Here is a 20284-nt window from a genome sequence, read left to right as displayed (position 1 = left end):
CTCCTCAGAACGACGTAATTTCCCTAGAGCAGCTTTCGACCGCATGTTCGGGACTTTGTTATGACACGCCTCAACATCAACGCTCGGCGGGATTCTGTATTAAAACTAGATGCACTGTCAACGGGAGTTGGTTTCAAACGAACTCGGGTCATCCATTGACACGATATCCAATAAAAACAATGACTTATTAACTGATGAGCAGCTCACCTGTGGTTTTTAACGCGTGTAGTTGGGCTACAAACGCTCTAAAAAGCAACGGTTTATGCTTGATTGCACCGAATCGGTGCGCAGGATGTAGTAAAACATTCATGCCCTGAACGCCACGTTGTAACTTCACTACATGAATTTTGTATTTTTACAACAGACAAAAAAAATCCCCGACAGCCTGGAGGCTGTCGGGGATGTCTCGGCGCGAATCAGAGGCTGCTAGGCAGCCTTGCCGGTCATCAGAACTTGTAGTTGGCGCCGAACTGGTAGGTGCGGCCGTAGTCGACGCGACGGGTGATCGAATCACTGCTGTTCGTGTACTCCTGGTACGGCGCGTTGTTCCAGTTGTTGGCCTGTGCAAACACCGACAAACCTTTGGCGAAGCCCGACTGGATTTCATACGACAGCTGGAAGTCGACGATCGTCTCGCCCTTCACGAACGTGTACTGCAGCGTGTCCGAGAAGTCCGGCGACTGGCCCAGGAAGTCCGAACGCTTGCGCGCTGCGGCGGCGATCTGGAAGCCGTACTTTTCGTAGTACACGCGCAGGTTGCTGACCTTGCGCGACAGGCCCGGCAGCGGGATCGATTGCGCCGAGGTCTGCACGTTGCCGAAGCCCAGGGCCGGAATGTCGATCGCCGAGCTGGTGAACGAATGGTTGGCCATGATGCCGAAGCCGTCCAGCCAGTCGCTGACCATGTTCAGCGGAATGTTCACCGCCAGCTCGTAACCCTTGATGTTGCCGCCTTCGCCGTTTTCAGGACGGTTCAGCACGCCAACGGTCGAGCCGGCGAAGTCGCCGGTGGTCGGCAGCGGCGTGGTCGAGGTCGCCCATGGCGCGAAGTCGTATTCCGACGGCGTGCGCAGGATGAACGTGTCGAGCTTCTTGTAGAACACGGCTGCGCTGACATAGCCCTTCTTCGCGAAGTACTTTTCGTACGACAGGTCGAACGCCTTGGCCTTGAACGGCTTGAGGCCCGGGTTACCGCCACCACCGCTGATGAACGGGTTGGTCACGCCGGTGTTCACGCCAAAGCCGATGCCGCCGCGCAGGTCGTCCAGGTTCGGACGCGACAGCACTTGCGCCAGACCCATGCGCAGCACCTGGTCGTTCTTCAGGTCGAACGACAGGTTCAGGCTTGGCAGCACGTCCCAGTAGCTGACGCTGTCGACGACGCGCACGGCCGGGCACGCATCGGCCGTTTCGCCGGTGCAGTTGCCGCTGTTGTAGCCGCCGCCCGTCTGCTTCGTGTGCACGAATTGCGAGCCGACGTTACCGCGGTATTCGAAGCCGAACAGCTCGCCGTTCAGGTCGCCCATCAGGTAAGCGGTCTGGACCGTTTCCTTGACATCCCAGAACTTGGTCAGGATGTCGGCATTGACCTTCGTGGCCAGCTGGTACACGGTGCCGAGCGAGCCGGACGGATTCCACGTGGCGATCGGAAGGCCGGTGGTGCCGGCCACGCCGGTCCCCGTGCCCGGCATCGTCTGCGCGGCGAACTGGGCGCCGCCCAGGATCTCGAGACGGCCTTCTTCGCCGCTGCGCGCTTTTTCGCGGTCGGTGAAGTTGTAGCCAAACTGCACGGCCGACATCGGGCCCCACTCCACCGGACGCTTGGCGTTCAGGCGGATTGCCTTGAGCGTGTCTTCCACGTACGGCTGGGCCAGGTAACCGGCCTGCGGCAGGATGTTGGTGGCGGTGCCCGACCAGCCGTTCACGTCGGTCAGTTGCGCAACTGCGCGGTCCGAATAGTTCAGGCCCGTGCGCCAAGCGACGTCGGTGAAATTGCCGCCGTTAAAGCCCGTCCACGAGATCGTGTCCAGCGGATTCGCATTGCCCGGCAGGCCGGCGGTGGTTTCGTAACGCGCGCTCAGCTTGGTCGCTTTCGACCAGGTGATGTCGGCACTGGTGCTCCAGTCGCCAAGCTTCAGTTCGTTCTTCCAGCCGACTGTCTTCAGGTCGTCTTCCGACGTCTCGACGTGGTTACGCACCACGCCCTTGTAGTTGGTCAGCGTGCCGCTGGTGGCGACACCGTTTTGCACGACGACGTTCTGCAGCACGCCGGCCGGGTCATACAGGCCCGACGTGTTCGAGCCGACCGCGCCTTCGAAACCGCTGCGCTTCAGGCCCGTCTCGCCGGCCGAATAGAACAGGTCGAGGGTCGAGCGGAAATCGCGGTTCGGACGGAACTGCAGCGACATGAAGGCGCCGTCACGCTTGTGCGACGTCGATTCGGTGTCGGCGGTAAAGCCCAGCGGCACCAGCACGTTCTGACCGTTGAATGGCAGGGCTGCCGTGTTGCCGCCCCAGGCGTCGAACTTGCGCTGCTCGCCGCCGGTTTCGTCGTACGACGTGATGCCCAGCGCGATGCCGAACTTGCGGTCGGCGAACTGGTCGATGTACGAGAACGAGACGCGGTCGCCGCTGCCTTCTTCGGCGGTGCGCACGCCCAGGCGGCTGCGCTTGTAGTTGGCAGCAATGACGCGCTTGCCGAAGTCCAGCGGCTGCACGGTTTTCAGGTCGATCGTCGCGGCCAGGCCCTGGCCGATGACGCTTGCGTCCGGCGTCTTGTAGATCACGACGCCGCCCATCAGCTCCGATGGGAACAGGTCGAATTCAGGATTGCGGGCATTGCCGGTCGAGGCCATTTCGCGGCCGTTGAGCAGCGTGCCATTGAAGCTTGGCGACAGGCCGCGCACCGAGATCTCCGATGCACGTCCCGAACCGCGGCTACGCTGGGCGGTCACGCCAGGCAGGCGCGCGATCGATTCGGCAACCGACGTGTCCGGCAATTTACCGATGTCTTCGGCCGAGATCGCTTCAACGATCGAATTCGAATTGCGCTTGATCGAGATGGCCGCTTCGATGCCGGTACGGATGCCGGTCACGGTCACTTTCGAGACGGCGCCGTTCGGGAACGCGGTGGGTGCAGCGGCCGGTGCTTCAGCCGGCGTCTGCACCGTGGCGGCGGCCACGGGCGTGTTCGGTGCGACGGGGGTGGCTTCTTCGCTGCCCGAGGCTTGCGCATACGCGTTACCTGCCAGGACCGACAGCAGCACGGCGCAACCGGCGGCGAACGGGTTCAACGGGAATGCAAAAGTGGCTGCAGTACGGCGACGGGCCTGGGTGGCCCGGGTAGCGGTGGCGTTCATGTGTCTCCTCGGTTTTTCTTAACTGCTGGTCACGACTCTGTACTAAAACTAGAGCCTGAACAGGGCAGCAATGTGTGGCGAGGATCATGGCATGCTTTGCACGACAACAACATTGTGCACGTTGTACTTGGGCTACACATTTGCGGTGTTTTCAGGCCCTCTATACGACTTTCGCACCGGATCTGAAGGCAATCTGAAGGTTGGACTGTCCTGAGCCTATGTAGTCGGGGTGAAATCGAATCCGTCCCGCATGATTGTTGGGCCGCAGGGTTTATAGTAACCTTCCATCAACACAACAATAACCGGCCAAGCGTTCCACCGTCGACATGCTGACTCTGTAGTCCAACTACGTCAGCAGTATCACGACTGGCACCAGCCCCACTACTCATGAGACAACTCCTCGCCACCATCGTGCTCGGCAGCGCTTCGCTTGCCGCCTTCGCCCAGGCCCCCGCCATCGACCGCATGGAGCCGCCGTTCTGGTGGGCCGGCATGCACGACAACAAGGTTCAGCTGATGGTGCATGGCGAGGCAATTGGCGACCTGACGCCAACGCTGACCTACCCCGGCGCGCGCATTGCATCGGTCACGCGCACGCCGAACCGCAACTACCTGTTCATCGACCTCGTGCTCGATCCGAAGGTGGCGCCCGGTACGTTCGACATCACGTTCAGCGGCGCCGGCCGCACGACCACGCATGCCTACCGCCTGCTGGCGCGCGACCCGGGTTCCGCGACCCGCCAGGGCTTTTCCAGCAAGGACGCGATCTACCAGATCATGCCGGACCGCTTTGCCAATGGCGACCCGTCCAATGACAACGTCGCCGGCATGCTCGACAAGGCCGACCGCAAGGGTGGCCTGGGCCGCCACGGTGGCGACATCCAGGGCGCGATCAACCACCTCGATTACATCGCGGACATGGGCTTCACGCAGCTGTGGCCGACGCCGCTCATCGAGAACAATATGCCGGGCTACTCGTACCACGGCTATGCGGCCACGGACCTGTACAAGATCGACCCGCGCTACGGCAGCAACGAAGACTTCGTGCGCCTGTCGACCGAAGCGAAGAAGCGCGGCATCGGCATCATCCAGGACGTGGTGCTGTCGCACATCGGTTCGCACCACTGGTGGATGAAGGACGTACCGGCGCCGGACTGGATCAACTACAGCGACAAGTTCGTCCCGACCCAGCACTACCACACGGCGGTGCAGGACCCGTACGGCTCGAAGGAAGACGCCGACAACTTCACGCGCGGCTGGTTCGTCAAGAGCATGCCCGACCTGAACCAGTCCAATCCGCTGCTGGCCAACTACATCATCCAGAACAACATCTGGTGGATCGAATACGCGAAGCTCTCGGGCCTGCGCATCGACACCTTCGGCTACTCGGACAGCGCGTTTTTGTCGGAGTACACGCGCCGCATCATGGCCGAATACCCGAACCTGAACCTGGTCGGCGAAGAGTGGAGCACCAAGGTGCCGGTCGTCGCGCGCTGGCAGCGCGGCAAGGACAACTTTGACGGTTACCGCGCCTACACGCCAAGCCTGATGGACTTCCCGGTGGCCGAGGCAATGCGTACCGCGCTGGCGGACAAGAAAGGCGGCAACGTGTTCTCGGATGTGTATGAGATGCTGTCGCTCGACTACCTGTATCCGGAGCCAGGCAACCTGGTGCTGTTTGCGGACAACCACGACATGTCGCGCATCTACAGCGTCGCCGGCGAAGACTTCGACAAGTACAAGATGGCGATGGTGTTCATGATGACGGCGCCGCGCATCCCGCAGTTCTACGTGGGTGACGAGCTGCTGTTTACCAGCCCGACGAAAGACCGCGACGACGCCAGCTACCGCATCCCGTTCCCGGGCGGCTGGGCCGGCGACAAGGTCAATGCCTTTACCGGCACGGGCCTGAAGGACAAGCCGCGCGCGGCGCAGGCGTTCGTGCGCAAGCTGGCCAACTGGCGCAAGAGCCAGCCGGTGATCCACAGCGGCCGCATGATGCATTACGGGCCGCAGAACAATACCTACGTCTATTTCCGCTATAACGCGGACAAGAAGGTGCTGATCGCCTTCAACAACAACGCAAAAGAAATGGCGCTCGATGTCGACCGCTTCCGCGAAATGCTCACTGGCGTGACCAGCGGCGTGGATGTCCTGACCGGCAAGACGTTCGACCTGCGCTCGAAGCTCACACTGCCTCCAGGTGCTTCCGTGATTCTGGAGCTGGAGGCAGCGCGATGATGCGCAGCGCCATCGCACTGGCCGCCCTCCTCGCCTGCGGCGGCGCCCATGCGCAGTTGGATGCCGCCTTGTTCGTGCGTGGCGCGTTCAATGGCTGGGGGACGGCCGATGCGCTGGCGCCCAAGGGCAAGGGGATCTACCAGGCCGACATCGCCGTCGCGCCGGGCAACCACGCTTTCAAACTCGGCAGCAGCGACTGGGCTGCCGAGTGGGTCATCGATCCGGACAAGAGCGTCAATGTGGCGCCCGATACCGCGTACCAGCTCGAACGCCTGTCGGGGCCGGAGACGTTCCTGTTCGTGCGCACGTCCGGCACCTACCGCTTCACGCTGGACGCGAGCGATCCCGCCAAACCTGCGCTGAAGGTCACGCGTCTTCCCGATGCCGACCGTGCCAACGCGCCCGATCCGCATGCGGGCCACGCCGCGGTCGCTACGCAAGCCTGGCCAACGTGGGATGGCAAGACCGAGACGGTGCGCTACTCGACGCCCGATGCACAGGCGCTGCTACGCCAGTATGTCCAGTCGAGCACCATGAGCCTGCGCGATCCCGGTCCGCAGTATGTGGCCTACGCCGAGCAGGAAGGCTTGCCGCGCGCCCGCACCGGCAACCTCGCCTTCGACGCGCTGTTCGCGCTGGCCGGCGCCGAGATGCGCCTCAATTCGGTCAGCCAGATCAAGGACGGTAACTACAACGGCGGCAACGCCATCGATTGTGAGTGCTTCTCCACCGGCGAGAAGTGGGCGTATGTGTGGACGCGCGACCTGTCGTATGCGGCCGACCTGGGCCTGGCCCTGCTCGACCCGCAGCGCGTGCGCAATTCGCTCGATTTCAAACTCTCTGGCTGGCGCGCCGGCGTCACGCCGGTGACGCAGATCCCTGCCACGGCGGACGGCCTGCAGATCGTGCAGGACACCGGCAGTGGCGGCAGCTGGCCGGTCAGCACCGACCGCCTGACATGGGCCTTCGCGGCCGAAGAAACACTGCGCACGCTGCCCGCTGCCGAACGCGCAGCGTTCGCCAGCAAGGCGTTAAAGGCGCTGTCGAACACGCTCGAGATCGACCGCGTGGCGGCATTTGACGCAGCCACCGGCCTGTACACGGGCGAAGAATCGTTCCTCGACTGGCGCGACCAGACCTACGCTGCGTGGATCCCGGGCGACCTGGCGTCGATGGCCAGCTCGAAGGCGCTGTCGACCAACGTCGTGATCTTCCAGGCCCTCAAGCTCGCGGCGCAACTGGCGCGCGAACAGCGCGATGCAGCAAAGGCCGCGCGCTACACGCGCTGGGCACTTGAGCTGAAACGCGCGATCAACAAAGAACTCTGGCTGGCCGACGAAGGCATGTACAGCAGCCTCACCGCCGGCCACCTGGACGGCGCGCCGCTGCACAAGTTCGACTGGCTCGGTCAGGCGCTGGCGATTGTCAGCGGCGTGGCCGACGGCAAGCAAACAGCATCGATCCTGGCCCGCTATCCGCATGGTCCGATGGGCGCACCGGTCATCTGGCCGCAGCAGATCGGCGCGCCGGTGTATCACAACCGCGCCATCTGGCCCTTCGTCACCGCGTATGGCTTGCGCGCTGCGGTGCAGGGCAAGAACGCAGCGGTGGCCGATGCCGCCTACGCAACGCTGATGCGCGGCGCAGCGGTGAACCTGTCGAACATGGAAAACCTCGAGTGGTTGTCGGGCCAGCCGCTGCTGCTCGACGAGAAGACCCCGGCGCTGAGCGGCCCCGTGATCAACTCGCGGCGCCAGTTATGGTCGGTCGGCGGGTATCTGGGCATGGTGATCGACAATGTATTTGGCGTGAGCGTGCAGGACGACGGCATTGCGCTGCGGCCGTTCGTGACCGCCAAACTGCGGCGCGAGACCTTTGGCGCGACCAACGAGATTGCCTTGCACGACCTGCGCCTGCACGGCAAGCGCATTGACGTGGTGCTGCGCCTGCCGCCAGTGGCCGAGGGCGACGGCTATCACCAGGTCGAGCGCACTCTGCTGAATGGCAAACAGGTCAAGGACACGCTGCGCACGGGTGATTTGCAAGCTGAAAATCGCATCGAGATCGTGCTGGGCAAACTGGTCGCCGGCGCGCAGGGCATTCGCCGCGTGCAGGCCAATCCGTATGAAGAATCGTCCGTCACGTTCGGGCCGCGCGAACCGGTGATCGAGGCGCTGACGCGTGCATCGTCCGGCGCCGTGGGGTTGACGATCGGCGCGAATGGCAATGCGCCAGGTGTGACCTACCGCGTGTACCGCGACGGCAAACTGGTGGCCGACAAGCTGCCGGCCGGCGCCTGGACCGACGACAAGGCCGGCGTGGCGTCGTGCTATGCGGTGGAGGCGCGCTTTGCCGACAGCGGCAATGTCAGCCACCACAGCCAGCCGCGTTGCATCGACGGGGTTGCTGGCACTGGCATCGACATCGGCGTGACCGACCCGCGCGTGACGTCGAACCTGCCAAGCACCGCGCCGGATGCGCGCTTTTCACTACCCGCGATCCGCGACTGGGGCCGGCCGCAAGACCGCTTTGCCGTGGACGGGATGCGCGTCGAAAGCACAGGTGATTACCGGATCCAGGTGCGCTATCACAATGGCGCGAACCAGGTGAATCTGGGGATCAGTGGCGGCGTGAAGTGGCTGGCGTTGAAGAACAGCGCTGGCAAGATCGTGGCCCAAGGCGTGATCCAGCTGCCGCATACGCCGCTGTTCAAGGGCGCGACGCCAACCGTGTATTCGACGCCGCTGGCCGCGCGCCTGCAGGCCGGCAGCTACCGCCTGGAGATGACGGACTTCTACAATATGAGCTACCTGGAGAGCAACCGCACCTTCACGGGCGCCGGTGGCGCCGAACCGGCCAACCGGTTCGACATCCATGGCGTGCGGCTGCTGCGGGTGAAGTAAGCCAGCTGGCTCAGGCAGCGGCGTCGGGTGTGGCGGCGGCTGCCTGTGGCGGCGCCAGCAGCAGCTTGAGCCGCCCTTCCAGCACCCGGAATTCAAACGGCGTCGCCATCTTGCTGACCTCGCCATCGACGGCCACCTTCAGGCGCTTGCGCCCGTACAGCGACGGCGTGCGCACGGTCATGCGCTTGAACGAAAATGCCACGACGTCGTCGGCGTTGCCCAGCTTGCCAAGCGCGCCGCGCACCAGCAGGCCCAGCAGACCAAGTTTACCCATCGGCTTGGGCGCCAGCGCCGCCAGCTGGCCATCCTCGACGGCATCGGTCAACTGTTCCATGCCGACCTGTTCCATCTGCAACCGGTTGTTCCCCACGAACAGCGTCGTCGTGCGCAAACGCTGCTCCTTGCCGTCCAGCTCGAGCCGGATCTGCAGGTGGCGATGCGCGCGCAGCGTCATCTTGATGGCTGACAGAAACGCGACCACGCGGCTGCGGCCGAACTCGCGCTTGTCGTGCTCGCGTTCTTCGAGCAGTGCCGGGTACAGGCCCACACTCGCATTGACCAGGAAGATCTTGTCGTTGAGCACGCCTACCTGCACCGGCTTGATCTTGCCGCGCAGCAGCGCGTGCACGGCCTCGGCCAGATCTTCGGGAATCCCGTGGGTGCGTCCGAAGTAGTTGAAGGTGCCTTGCGGCAGCACGCCAAACGCACACCCGGCCAGCACCGCCTGGTGCGCGACCGTGTTGATGGTGCCATCGCCGCCAGCGGCCACCAGCACGCCACCGCTGGCGACGGCCTTGGCTGCCATGTCCTTGGCGATCTGTTCAATGCGCTCGGGCTCGTCCACCACTTCCAGATGGCACACGCGGCCGCCGGCGTCCATGACCTCGTTGATCGTGGAGATGCGCATTTCGGTTTCGGAATGACCCGATCCCGCGTTCAGAACAATGAAGAAAGGAGCGTCAGGTAGCAACTCGTTGGCTGGCATCGCAGGGTCGATTCGGTAAGAGTGGTTGATCGAGAATGCAGCCATCGTATCACCGGCGCAGACGCCGCTGGGTGCGTTACGCAACGCTCGCGTGCAGGGGCCAGGGCCCTGAACGCAGGACGTGAACCATGAGCGAATTTCATCGTTGAATGAGTTAACATCACTTTTATTCAATCGACTGGCTGGTCATAATCGACGGACCGGGCACACACAGGTGTGCTCTCAATCCCGGAGCAGCTGGCTATGATGAATGAAGATTTTACGTTTGCGATCAAGACCGTTCGGTTCGATGAACATTACCGCCCGGCCGATGGCACGCGGATCACGACCAATTTCGCGAACCTGGCCAGGGGAGAACATCGGCAGGACAATCTGCGCAAAGCCTTGAACATGATGGACGCGCGTTTCAACGCGCTGGCCCAGGCTGACAATCCCAGGGGCGATCGTTATGCCCTCGAACTCGATATCGTGTCGGTCGAGATGGCGTTGTCGGCCGAAGGCGGTGGTGATGCGTTCCCGCTGATCGAAATACTGAAAACCACGATCGTCGATCGCGAGACCAACCAGCGCATCGAAGGCATCGCGGGAAATAATTTTTCTTCGTACGTGCGCGATTATGACTTCAGCGTCCTGCTGTCGGATCACAACAAGGATCGACAGGATTTTGGCGTCCCGGATAACTTTGGCGACCTGCACGGAAAGCTGTTCCAGTGCTTCATTGCGTCGGCGGCGTACAAGGAACATTTCGGCAAGCCGCCGGTGATCTGCCTGAGTATTTCAACCAACAAGACGTACCACCGCGCCGACCATCAACATCCTGTATTGGGCGTGGAATACCTCCAGGATGAACCCTCCCTGACCGATCAATACTTCGGCAAGATGGGATTGAAGGTGCGCTACTTCATGCCGCCCAATAGCGTTGCGCCACTGGCCTTCTATTTTGTCGGCGATCTGCTGGGTGACTACACCGATCTGGAGCTGACAGGCACGGTCAGCACAATGGAGGCATTCCAGAAGATCTACCGGCCCGAGATCTATAACGCCAATGCTTCGGCAGCGAAACACTTTCAGCCGAAATTGAAACACCAGGATTATTCACTGACGCAGATCGTGTACGACCGGGAAGAGCGCAGCCAGCTCGCCGTCAAGCAGGGGAAATTTGCTGAAGAACATTTCATCAAGCCATACCAGCCAATCCTCGAGCGCTGGGCAGCCAGCTACACCTTTTGACGATTCAACACGCAAAGCGATCTGACATGAAAAAATTATTGCCCACTTCAACCGCCGGCAGTCTGCCGAAACCCGCCTGGCTCGCAGAACCAGAAACCCTTTGGTCGCCCTGGAAATTACAGAACGAGGAACTGGTCGAGGGCAAACAGGATGCACTTCGCCTGTCACTTGAAGACCAGCAGCAGACGGGCATCGATATCGTCAGCGATGGCGAGCAGACGCGCCAGCATTTCGTCACGACCTTCATCGAACACCTGAGCGGTGTCGACTTCGAGAAGCGCGAGACGGTCAGGATCCGTAATCGTTACGATGCCAGCGTACCAACCGTGGTTGGCGCCGTCAGCCGCCCGAAGCCGGTATTCGTCGACGATGCCAAATTTTTGCGCCAGCAAACGAACAAGCCGATCAAATGGGCCCTGCCCGGCCCGATAACCATGATCGACACGCTCTACGACAGCCACTACAAAAGCCGTGAAAAGCTGGCCTGGGAATTCGCAAAAATCCTGAACCAGGAAGCGCGCGAACTGGAAGCAGCCGGTGTCGACATCATCCAGTTCGACGAACCGGCGTTCAATGTGTTTTTCGATGAGGTCAATGACTGGGGCATCGCCACGCTGGAACGGGCAATCGAAGGCCTCAAATGCGAAACGGCGGTCCATATTTGCTATGGCTACGGCATCAAGGCCAATACAGACTGGAAAAAGACACTGGGCTCGGAGTGGCGCCAATACGAATCCATCTTCCCGCAGCTGCAAAAATCGAACATCGATATCGTCTCGCTGGAATGCCACAACTCGCATGTCCCAATGGATCTGCTGGAACTCATTCGCGGCAAGAAGGTAATGGTTGGCGCAATTGACGTGGCCAGCAATGTTATCGAAACGCCGGAAGAAGTTGCCAATACCTTGCGCAAGGCGCTGAAGTTCGTCGACGCCGACAAGCTGTGCCCTTGCACCAATTGCGGAATGGCGCCGTTGTCGCGGCACGTCGCGAAAGCCAAGCTGGCTGCACTGAACGCGGGCGCAGAGATCATTCGGCGGGAACTGTCAGCCTGATCCAGGTGACGTTGCAGGGCCATGCAGGCGGAGTGTAGACAGTGCAATCCTACATTCGCGCCAGCCACGGGACTATTCGTGTGCTGAAGATACCTGACTATCATGAGGTCATATTTCATGACAAGGAGACCAGCATGGCGATGCAAAATGAAGTCAATGACGTCCAGGCAAATCGTGATCAGCAGCGTATGGGTGACGGCACAGGCAACGAGGACACCGCAGGCGAGCCGGCCGCAACTGAAGACGACCAGCAGGCAGCGATGCCGCCGAGTGAGACTGACGACGACCAGTACGACCAGGGCACCGTGCAGCGCGAGAGCTGAACGTCGTTGTTCAAATGGTGGCGGCCCTGTGATTGCTACCCGGCTCCAATTGGATCAAGTGCTCCAATCGGGTCAATCCAATCGGGGTCACAATCCAATCGGGGTCAGGTCTGACATTCAGACACGAGCTCAACAATAGATCTATCCCACAATCGGGGTCAGGTCTGACATTCAGACACGAGCTCAACAATAGGTCCATTCGTGATAGCCCTCGTGAAGGACCAAGATAGAGTCCGGGTCCAAATGTCAGACCTGATCCTCACATCTCGTCCTTTGCAATCGAAAAGGAGGCGCCGTCTGAAGACAAGGCTCGTCAATTTGTCGAACTTCTCAAGCAGGCGCACGAGCCGCGCGAACTGAGCGAGGACTACCTAGTCGAGCTACAGAACGTCATCACTACGAATCCGTTCGACAAGGCAGCATCGTTTCGCTACGAGCAGAACTGGCTTTCGGGCCCCGGCCGAGGCGCCCCCTCGGTGACCTACCTGCCTACACCTCACGAGCTAGCGCTCCACTGTGAATGGTTGCCGAACAGGAAGTTCCGCCTCCGCAGCACCCGTCACCCGCCCGGCGCGTCATCAGCCGTCGGCCAGTGATCCGGATCCTGCAGCAACTGGTACATCACGTACGCATCGATATAGCCCAGGCGCTTGTGGCGAAACGCCTTGGGCAGCGTGCCGACAATCGAAAACCCCAGCTTCTTCCACAATCCGATGGCCGGCCCATTGGTACTGACCACATGGTTGAATTGCATCGCCAGATAGCCGCGGCTGCGCGCTTCGTCCAAGCTGTGTTGCCCCATCGCGCGGCCCACGCCCGCCCCCTGCGCCGCCGGGTTGACCATGTACGAGGCATTGGCCACGTGGTGGCCACGCCCGACCTGGTTCGGCACCAGGCGGTACATCCCCAGCACCCGGCCGCCCGGGCTCACGGCGACAAAACTGCCCACGCCCTCGCCCAGCCAGTAGTGGTAACCGGCTTCGCGGGACGTCGCCGTGCTGAAGACATAGGTTTCACCCGCCTCGATATGGGCGCAAAAAATAGCCCAAATCGACTCGAAATCGGCTTCGAGCGCAGGGCGGATAACAAGGTCTTTCACAACAATCTACGGGAGTGCCAGGACAGGGCGGTCCGCTATTTTGCCTGAAAAACCACGAATTATCACGCGCTATATTGACAATTTAGCCACGGCCGAGGCGGAAGTCGGCGCTGTCGGGCCGGCCCGGCAGATGCAGGCGGCTGGCGGCCGATGGCGCTTCGGCCACGACCTGGCCGCGCCGCAAGACGAAGCGGCGCGGGGCGCGCAGGCGGATCGCTTCCACCGTCGAGCCGGCGTCGAGGATCACCAGGTCGGCGTGGCAGCCCGGCGCCAGACCGTAGCCTTCCAGGCCAAGGATCCGTGCGGGCGTTTCGGTGATGGCGGTAAAGCACGACTGCATCGCTTCGAGTCCCGTCATCTGCGCCACGTGCAGGCCCATGTGCGCCACCTCGAGCATGTCGCCCGAGCCCATGCCGTACCACGGGTCGAGCACGCAATCGTGGCCGAAGGCGACGTCGACGCCCGCTGCCATCAGCTCGGGTACGCGCGTCATGCCACGCCGCTTCGGGTAGGTGTCGTTGCGGCCCTGCAGCGTGATGTTGATGAGCGGATTGGCAATGGCCGCCACGCCGCTCTCGGCGATCAGCGGAATCAGCTTGCTCACATAGTAATTGTCCATCGAATGCATCGAGGTCAGGTGCGAGCCGGCCACCCTGCCCTGCAGCCCCAGGCGCTGCGTTTCATATGCCAGGGTTTCGATATGGCGCGACATCGGGTCGTCGCTCTCGTCGCAGTGCATGTCCACGCGCAGGCCCCGTTCGGCCGCGAATTCGCACAGCAGCCTGACGGATTCGGCGCCCTGCGCCATCGTGCGCTCGAAGTGGGGAATGCCGCCGACGACATCCACGCCCATGTCGATCGAGCGCTTCAGGTTCTCGAACGCGTTGGCGCTGCGCAGCAGGCCGTCTTGCGGGAACGCGACCAGTTGCAGGTCGAGATACGGCGCAACGCGGCGCTTGACTTCCAGCAGCGCCTCGACCGCCAGCAGCCGGTCGTCGCAGACGTCGACGTGGGTGCGGATCGCCAGCAGGCCACGCGCCACCGCCCAGTCGCAATAACGCAACGCGCGCTCGATCAGCGCATCCTGGCTCAGCTGCGGTTTCAGTTCGCCCCACAGCGCGATCCCTTCCAGCAATGTGCCGCTCTGGTTGACGCGCGGCAGGCCGTAGCTCAGCGTCGCATCCATATGGAAGTGTGCATCGACGAACGGCGGGCTGACCAGGTCGCCGGCGGCATCGATTTCGCGCACGCCCCGTGCTGCCAGTTGCGGCGCCAGCGCCGCGATGCGGCCGTCCAGAATGCCGATGTCGATGCCGGTACGGCCATCGGGCAGCGTGGTGTTGCGGATCACGAGGTCCATGGTGACTCCATTGAGTGGTTGTCCGATTGTAGCAACTGTGGCACAACCGTATGGCAATGCTGCAACGCAATATCATCCGCGCCGAATAAGCGACCAACGTTCATTGCACCGGCCAACAATCGTGGGTACACTGACTTTATTGCAGCGCGCCATACTTGATAGATAGGAAACTTCATGACCTCACTCTCCGAGCAGTTGTCCGCAGCACCCAACAATTACCTGACTGCACCGATGAATGCCCAACTCACGGTGCTCAATGCACTGGCCACCCAGGCAATCGACAGCGCCAGCCGCATCACGGCGCTCAATCTGACCACGTCCCAGGAAGTCCTCGAGCGCTCGGCGCAGACTGCCCGCCAGCTGATCGGCGCGCGCGATGCGCGTGACCTCGCCGTGCTGCGCAGCCATGCCGAAGAACAGGTCCACAGCCTGTTTGCGTATAGCCGCGAATTGCTCGGTATCGCTGTCGGCGCCCAGCCATTCCTGCTGCGCAGCGCAACGCCGGCACCGGCGCCGATCGCCGAGATGGCACCGGTCGCCGAGATGACGCAGGCCGCCGAGATGACGCAGGCCGTCGTCGATGCCGGCAAGGCCACCGCCGACACCGTGCAGGCAGCAGCCGAGCGCACGATCGATGCGGTTGCAGCGGCGCCAACGCCGGAACCCGTCGCCGTCGCCCCGGCGCCGGTTGCCGAAGCGCCCGAGCCGCACGTCGAAGCAGCGCCACAGGCAGAGGCGGCGCCCCAGCCTGCCCCGACCATCGAAGCCGTGGCCAGCATGCTGCAGGAACCAGCACCCGATGACGCCGCGCTCAATGTGCTGTCCAGCCCTGCAGCGGCCAAGCCCACGCCGATCGCCCAGGCTGCCGGCAACGGCGCCGTCCTGGCCGCAACGCCACCGGCGCCAGCGGCCGCGCCGATCGAGCGACGCGACCCGGACGCCCCTGCCACGGCGGCCACGCCACGCCGGCGCCGCAAGTAACGGGCACCTGACGCCACAGCCAGGACGGCAGTAGACAAGCGGCCACCACGGCCCCGCGCTGCGCCAACTAGGCAAAACGACTACACTAGCGGGCTCTGGCCCGCTTTTTTTTCGGGCGCAACCGCAAGGAATTCGAATGAGTTTGTCCAGGCTGATCGGCGGCTTCGTGCGCCGTCATTGGCAGTCCTATGCCTCGTCGGCCGTGATGCTCGTCGGCGTCGCGATCTGCACGGTTCTCATCCCCCGCAAGGTCGGCGCACTGGTCGACGCGCTCGCCAACAACCGCCTCGGCGAGCAGGACCTCCTGCTCGGCATCGCCCAGGTTCTCGGCCTGGGCGTGGCCATTTACGTGCTGCGCGTGTGCTGGCGCATCCGCCTGTATTCGGCCGCCTACCAGCTCGGCGTCGAGCTGCGCACGCGGCTGTATGCACGCCTGGCCGCGCAAGGCCCCGCCTTCTACCAGCGCCAGCGCACCGGCGACCTGATGGCGCTGGCCACCAACGATATCGATGCCATCGAGATGGCCGCCGGCGAAGCCCTGCTGGCCGCGTTCGACGGCACGCTCACGCTGGTGATGGTCCTCGGGATCATGACGCTGGGCGTGGACTGGCGCCTGGCGCTCGTCGCGCTGCTGCCGTTCCCGCTGATGGGACTCGCGTTCTGGTACATCTCGACCCATATCCAAAAGGCCGAGGGGGATGCACTCAAGGGTTTCTCGAAGCTGAACGACCACGTGCAGGAGTCGCTGTCGGGGGTGCGCACGCTGCGCGCCCTGGGCCTCGAAGCGCGCAGCAGCACTCAGTTTGGCGTGCTGACCGCCAACGCGGCCGAGGCCAGCCTCACCGCGCAGAAATGGGAAGCGGCCTACGAGCCGGCCGTTGGCCTGGCGCTGACTGCCGCCACCGGCCTGACGCTGGGCCTGGGCGGCTATCTCGTCTGGCAGAACGAGCTGACGGTCGGCGCGCTGACCAGCTTCACGATGTACCTGGGCCAGCTGATCTGGCCCATGTTCGCCGCCGGCTGGGTGGTCACCCTGATCGAACGGGGCCGCGCCGGCATGGCGCGCCTGCAGCCGCTGCTCGAGGCGCCGCTGTCGGTCGAAGACGCCGGCACCATCGACCAGGTGGGCCAGGGCCCGCTGGTGCTCGAAGGCGTCACGTTCACGTATGGCGTGAACGGCGCCGGCCAAGACGGCGCGGCCGCTGACGACACGGCGCAGGCGCCCGCCCTCTCCGGCGTATCCGTCACGCTCGAACCCGGCCAGACGCTGGGTCTCGTCGGCCCGACCGGCTCCGGCAAATCGACGCTGCTGCGCGTATTGCTGCGCCAGGCGACGCCGCAACAGGGCCAGGTGCGCTGGGCCGGGCAGCCGCTCGACGCCTATCGCCTGAGCGCCCTGCGGGGCGCCACCAGCTGGGTGCCGCAAGAGTCGTTTTTGTTCTCGTCCACGATTGCCGAGAACATCGCGCTGGCCCGGCCTGACGCCACGCGCGCCGAGATTGAAGACGCGGCGCGCATGGCGGCCATCCACGACGACATCCTGCGCTTCCCGTATGGCTACGACACGCCGGTCGGCGAAAAAGGCATCACGCTCTCGGGCGGCCAGCGCCAGCGCGTGGCGATTGCCCGTGCGCTGCTGGCCGACAATCCGCTGCTGCTGCTCGACGACGCGCTGTCGGCGGTGGACACCGGCACCGAAACACGCATCCTCGAACACCTGGCCGAGCTGCGCCGTGCGCGGCCGGAGCGCGCCGCCATCATCGCCAGCCACCGCCTGTCGGCCGTGGTCGGGGCCGACCACATCGTGGTGCTGCGCGCCGGACGCGTGATCGAAGCCGGCACACACGACGAACTCTTGCTGCTGGATGGCTGGTACGCCAGCCAGTGGCGCTATCAACAACTGGAGGCCAGCCTTGACGCAACCTGAAGCAACGCTGGACACAGCCGACGCATCCACCACGACGCCGCCGCCCAAGACCGACAACAGCCTGGAACGCGGCGTCATGCGCGACCAGGCCAAGCTGGCCACGCGCCTGCTGCGCCGCGCCGCCGCGCCCGAACAGCGCCACCTGATCATCGCCACGCTGTGGCTGATCCTGGCGGCGGCCTTCGAAGTGGTCGGTCCGCTGCTGGGCAAGGCGCTGATCGACGACCACCTGCTGCCGCGCAATCTCGACTGGCCGCAGATGGCCCTGCTGCTGGGTGGCCTGGTCGTCACCGGCTGGGTGTCGAGCTGGGTGCGTTACCTGCAGCTGATCCGCCTGTCCGGCGTGGCGATGCGCTCGGTGCAGCGCCTGCGCGAATGGGTCTATGGCCACGTGCTGCGCCTGCCGATGGCCTTCTTCGACCGCGCCATCACCGGTCAGCTGGTCAGCCGCGTGACCAACGACACCGAGGCCGTCAAGACGCTCTACATTCAGGTGTTGTACGTCATGCTCGACAACTCGATCGTCCTGATTGGCACGATGGTCGCGATGGCCTGGCTCGACTGGCGCCTGATGCTGATCGTGCTGTTGCTGGTGCCGGCGGTGGTCGGCATCGTCTGGCTGTATCAGCGCCTGTCGGCGCCGGCCGTTACCCGTGCGCGCGCCCTGCGCAGCGACATCAATGCGCAGATGGCCGAGTCGATCGGCGGCATGACCGTCCTGCAGGCCAGCAATGCCGAGCTGCGCTTCGGCGAACGCTTCCTGGTCACCAACCGCACCCACTACACGGCGCGCCTGGCCGAGCTGCGCGCCAATGCCTTCCTGCTGCGCCCTGCGCTGGACCTGCTCAACGTGGCGCTGCTGGCGCTGGTGATCTTCGCCTTTGGCCAGCGCGAGATCGGCGCGGTCGAAGTGGGCGTGCTGTATGCGTTCGTCAGCTACATCGCGCGCGTGGTCGAGCCGCTCATCCAGATCACGATGCAGTTCAGCGGCCTTCAGCAGGCGGTGGTCGCGGCCGCGCGCGTGAACACGCTGCTCGACGAAGCCGGCGCGCCCGAACACGACGTGGACCGCATCCATGGCCAGAACGCGTTCTCGCCCGATGCTCCGGCAGTCAGTGTGCGCAACGTCGAATTTGCGTACGTGCCCGGCCAGCCGGTGCTGCACGACCTGTCGCTGGACGTCCCGCAGGGCGCGTTCTTCGGCATCGTCGGCCACACGGGCAGCGGCAAGTCGACGCTGCTGTCGCTGCTGCTGCGCTACTACGTCGTCGAACAGGGCAGCATCGAGATCGGCGGCGTGCCGCTGGCGAAGATCGGCAACGAGCGCTTTCGCAACGAAGTGGGCCTGGTGCCGCAAGACCCGTTCATCCTGGCTGCCAGCGCGCGCGAAAACATCGACATGGGCCGCGGCCTGCCGCTCGAACGCCTGATGGATGCAGCGCGCGCGGCGCATGCGCACGATTTCATCAGCGCGCTCGAACAGGGTTACGACACGCAGCTGGGCGAAGGCGGCTCGCGCCTGTCGTCGGGCCAGAAGCAGCTGATCGCGATTGCCCGCGCACTGGCGGGCGAGCCGCGCATCCTGCTGCTCGACGAAGCGACGTCGCGCATCGACAGCGCCACCGAACAGGTGGTGCAACAGGCACTCGAAGAACTGCGCGGCAAGGTGACCATCATCGCCATCGCGCACCGCCTGTCGACGATCCGCGACGCTGACCGCATCATCGTGCTCAACCACGGCAAGATCACCGAGGCCGGGCCGCACGAAGAACTGATGCGCATCGAGGGCGGCCTGTACCAGCGCCTGTATCTGCTGCAGCAGATCGCGCTGTAGGGTATTCGCGGCGGGCCAGGCTCAGGGGCGGCTCAGGGCCGGCTCCAGTTGACGCAGCCGCCCGGCGCGCCTGCCCCACTCACCAGCAGCGCGCCGTGCCGGTACAGGGTCAGGTGGTGCCGGGCCGGGATGGCCATCACGACCACGCCCATCGCGCGGTCGCTCCAGACCAGGCGCCCGTCGACGGCGTCGAGCGCGGCGAACACCTCGCGCGGTCCGGCGCCCGGATGAAACACGACCGTGGTGAGGTTCTGGCCGGGCGGCGGCACGAGCGCCCAGCCACCGAGGGCCGCGCTGCCGGCAGCCAGCAGCAGCAGGCCGGCCACCGAGCCGCGCGCGCCGGTGCCACCAGCGCCCGGCCGACGCAGCCAGCGCAGGCCCAGCAACAGCGGCGCGATGCCGAACACGACCAGCCAGGCCAGGTCCCACAGCAGCGGATCGGGACTGTCGACGCGGATGCGGTGGATGCCCAGCAGCCAGTGCGACAGCAGTGCATCGATCGCATGCCACGATCCGAAGCCGGCCAGCATGGCGCCCGCCAGCGGCCGGCCCCAGTGCACCGCGCCACGCCGCTGCGCGCGCCACAGGCCCGCCAGGCCCACGAGCGCGACCACGTACATCAGCAGGTGGAAGTAACCATCCCACAGCACCTGCAGGCGCAGGTCGTCCATCCCGGGCACGAGGCTGAACAGATGGTGCCATTGCAGGATCTGGTGCAGCAGGATACCGTCGAAAAAACCGCCCAGGGCAAAGCCCAGTGCTACGCCCCACCTGACCCACGGTGATGTCCACATGGCTGACCTCTGTCCGGATAATTGTCCGGCCAGTATAGGTCGATGGTCCGACGGCGCACGCACGCTTGCCTGCGCCGCGTGAGACACTTGGAAACGATGCCGCTGTGTCATTTTTGTGACATTTCACGACAAACTGAATTTCTTGTTTGCAACAGCAATATAATATTCCAAACCAACTTCCGCCGGCTTCCCC

General features: G+C 63.7%; 13 protein-coding genes. 8 read left to right on the top strand and 5 right to left on the bottom strand.

Annotated features, from left to right (window positions below; translation table 11 throughout):
* Window positions 1-446: 446 nt before the first annotated feature.
* Window positions 447-3359, bottom strand: a complete 2913-nt coding sequence (locus tag IFU00_03165; GenBank protein MBD8541280.1) for a TonB-dependent receptor — start codon at window positions 3357-3359, stop codon at window positions 447-449.
* 387 nt (window positions 3360-3746) lie between these two features.
* Here IFU00_03165 and IFU00_03160 point away from each other — a divergent pair, with 387 nt between their 5' ends.
* Entirely contained in the window at window positions 3747-5600 is a 1854-nt protein-coding gene (locus tag IFU00_03160) for a glycoside hydrolase family 13 protein (protein MBD8541279.1), read from the top strand.
* On the top strand, window positions 5597-8503 hold the full coding sequence (locus tag IFU00_03155; protein MBD8541278.1) for an esterase: 2907 nt from the start codon (window positions 5597-5599) through the stop codon (window positions 8501-8503). Before IFU00_03160 ends, IFU00_03155 begins: the two co-directional genes overlap by 4 nt.
* Window positions 8504-8513: 10 nt before the next feature.
* Here the strand turns inward: IFU00_03155 and IFU00_03150 are convergent, their stop codons facing one another.
* Complete coding sequence (locus IFU00_03150; GenBank protein MBD8541277.1) at window positions 8514-9488, bottom strand: diacylglycerol kinase; 975 nt, start codon at window positions 9486-9488, stop codon at window positions 8514-8516.
* A 246-nt stretch (window positions 9489-9734) separates the two neighbouring features.
* Between IFU00_03150 and IFU00_03145 the strand changes: the two genes are divergently transcribed.
* The 3 genes from IFU00_03145 to IFU00_03135 all read left to right on the top strand — a co-directional run bounded on the left by IFU00_03145 (window position 9735) and on the right by IFU00_03135 (window position 12096).
* Window positions 9735-10718 carry a DUF1852 domain-containing protein gene (locus IFU00_03145; GenBank protein ID MBD8541276.1) on the top strand — a complete coding sequence of 328 codons (984 nt, stop codon included), beginning with the start codon at window positions 9735-9737 and terminating at the stop codon, window positions 10716-10718.
* A 26-nt stretch (window positions 10719-10744) separates the two neighbouring features.
* The gene (locus IFU00_03140; GenBank protein MBD8541275.1) at window positions 10745-11773 is read left to right on the top strand and encodes a methionine synthase; all 1029 of its coding nucleotides are present in this window, start codon (window positions 10745-10747) and stop codon (window positions 11771-11773) included.
* A gap of 134 nt (window positions 11774-11907) precedes the next feature.
* Entirely contained in the window at window positions 11908-12096 is a 189-nt protein-coding gene (locus IFU00_03135) for a hypothetical protein (GenBank protein ID MBD8541274.1), read from the top strand.
* Window positions 12097-12655: 559 nt separating this feature from the next.
* Here IFU00_03135 and IFU00_03130 read toward each other — a convergent pair.
* Complete coding sequence (locus IFU00_03130) at window positions 12656-13195, bottom strand: GNAT family N-acetyltransferase (protein ID MBD8541273.1); 540 nt, start codon at window positions 13193-13195, stop codon at window positions 12656-12658.
* Window positions 13196-13277: 82 nt separating this feature from the next.
* The gene (locus IFU00_03125) at window positions 13278-14555 is read right to left on the bottom strand and encodes an amidohydrolase family protein (GenBank protein MBD8541272.1); all 1278 of its coding nucleotides are present in this window, start codon (window positions 14553-14555) and stop codon (window positions 13278-13280) included.
* 174 nt (window positions 14556-14729) lie between these two features.
* Here IFU00_03125 and IFU00_03120 point away from each other — a divergent pair, with 174 nt between their 5' ends.
* The 3 genes from IFU00_03120 (at window position 14730) to IFU00_03110 (ending at window position 19297) form a co-directional block, all read left to right on the top strand.
* A complete protein-coding gene (locus IFU00_03120; GenBank protein MBD8541271.1) occupies window positions 14730-15536 on the top strand; it encodes a phasin family protein in 807 nt (268 codons plus the stop codon).
* A 136-nt stretch (window positions 15537-15672) separates the two neighbouring features.
* Window positions 15673-17463: an ATP-binding cassette domain-containing protein gene (locus IFU00_03115; protein ID MBD8541270.1), complete on the top strand. Its 1791-nt coding sequence runs from the start codon at window positions 15673-15675 to the stop codon at window positions 17461-17463.
* 76 nt (window positions 17464-17539) lie between these two features.
* Window positions 17540-19297 carry an ATP-binding cassette domain-containing protein gene (locus IFU00_03110; protein MBD8541269.1) on the top strand — a complete coding sequence of 586 codons (1758 nt, stop codon included), beginning with the start codon at window positions 17540-17542 and terminating at the stop codon, window positions 19295-19297.
* Between the two features lie 32 nt (window positions 19298-19329).
* On the opposite strand, the gene IFU00_03105 is transcribed toward IFU00_03110, so the two are convergent.
* Window positions 19330-20091, bottom strand: coding sequence for a DUF2243 domain-containing protein (locus IFU00_03105; protein ID MBD8541268.1), 762 nt, complete (start codon window positions 20089-20091; stop codon window positions 19330-19332).
* Between the last annotated feature and the right edge of the window lie 193 nt (window positions 20092-20284).

Source organism: Oxalobacteraceae sp. CFBP 8761 (assembly GCA_014841595.1).
GTDB lineage: Bacteria > Pseudomonadota > Gammaproteobacteria > Burkholderiales > Burkholderiaceae_D > Telluria.
Note: the sequence above shows the minus strand (reverse complement) of the source record. Positions and strands in the feature narration are given on the sequence as shown.